The 1,446-nt window shown below is 73.3% G+C and carries 1 protein-coding gene and 1 pseudogene; one reads left to right on the top strand and one right to left on the bottom strand.

Going from position 1 to position 1,446, the window contains the following annotated elements:
• Positions 1-770, top strand: a 770-nt coding sequence (cobJ, locus tag F3J18_RS37330) for a precorrin-3B C(17)-methyltransferase (protein WP_166917176.1), incomplete at its 5' end; no start/stop codon positions are given.
• Between the two features lie 79 nt (positions 771-849).
• Here the strand turns inward: cobJ and F3J18_RS37325 are convergent.
• Positions 850-1,284: pseudogene (locus F3J18_RS37325) on the bottom strand (ABC transporter ATP-binding protein); the annotation flags it as partial.
• Positions 1,285-1,446 lie beyond the last annotated feature (162 nt).

Raw genomic sequence — 1,446 nt, 5'->3', positions numbered from 1 at the left:
ACCGGCTTGGCCAGGCGCGCGGCTCGCTGAGCGTGCTCGGCCTCGGCCCCGGCCGCGCCGACCTGCTGGCGCCGGCCGCGCGCCTCGCGCTGGCCGAGGCCACCGACATCCTCGGCTACGCCACCTACGTGCGCATGGCCGGCCCGTTCCGCGCCGACCAGCGCGTGCACGAAACCGACAATCGCGAGGAACTGCAGCGCGCGCGTCATGCCTTCGAACTGGCCGCGCAGGGGCGCCGCGTGGCGATGGTGTCCTCGGGCGACCCGGGCGTGTTCGCGATGGCGGCGGCCGTGCTGGAAGCGCTCGACGGCGCCGGCGAGCCGGCTTGGGACGAGGTCGCGCTGGAGGTGGTGCCCGGCGTGTCCGCCGCGTTCGCCACCGCGGCCGAGGCCGGCGCGCCGCTCGGCCACGACTTCTGCGTGATCTCGCTGTCGGACAACCTCAAGCCCTGGGGCGTGATCGAGGAACGGCTCGCGCTGGCCGCGCGCGCCGACCTGGTGATGGCCTTCTACAACCCGATCTCGAAGGCACGGCCCTGGCAGCTCGATCGCGCGCTGGAGATCCTGCGCGAGATCCGCGCCGCCGACACGGTGGTGGTGCTCGGCCGCGACGTCGGCCGGCCCGGCGCGAGCCTGCGCAGCCTCACGCTGGGCGAGCTGCGCGCGGCCGACGTCGACATGCGCACCATGGTGATCGTCGGCTCCTCGAAGACGCGGCGCTTCGCCAGCGCCGAACGCGAGTGGATCTACACGCCGCGCTTCTACGACTGAAACGATCGGCATGAAAAAACGGCCGGCGCCGCGCGATGCGGAGCCGGCCGTTGCTTTTCATCACGGCTTTGGACGCGCCTCAGGCGCCCAGCGCCAGCCCGTCGATCATCACCTGCCGATGCCCCTGCGAGCAGGGCTCGATCCGCGCCCTCACGCCGAACACCTCGGCCAGGCTTTCCGAGGTCACCACCTCGGCCGGTTCGCCGAAGCGCTCGATGCGCCCGCGATGCAGCAGCATGGCGCGATCGCAGGCGCGCATCGCCGCGTTGATGTCGTGCAGCACCACCACGGTGGCGATGCCGCGTTCGCGCGTGACCTCGCGCAGCACCTGCATCACATGGAACTGGTGGTTGAGGTCGAGCGCCGACAGCGGCTCGTCGAGCAGCAGCACCTGCGGATCGCGCACCAGCGCCTGCGCGATGCCGACCAACTGCCGCTGGCCGCCCGACAGCTCGTCGAGCGAACGCGCCGCCAGCGCGCCGATCCCGAGCCGCGCCAGCACCGCGTGCGCGAGCGCCAGGTCGCCGGCCGGCGGCTGGCCGCGCAAGGCCGCCTGTACCTGCTCGACGCGCACGACCGGCTGGTGCCGCCCGGCGTGACGGGCGAGATCTGCATCGGCGGCGCGGGGGTCGCGCGCGGCTACCTGAACCGTCCCGAGCTGAGCGCCGAGCGCTTC

The sequence above is a fragment of the Burkholderia sp. Ax-1720 genome, from assembly GCF_011753035.1.
Classification (GTDB): Bacteria; Pseudomonadota; Gammaproteobacteria; order Burkholderiales; family Burkholderiaceae; genus Burkholderia; species Burkholderia gladioli.
Note: the sequence above shows the minus strand (reverse complement) of the source record. Positions and strands in the feature narration are given on the sequence as shown.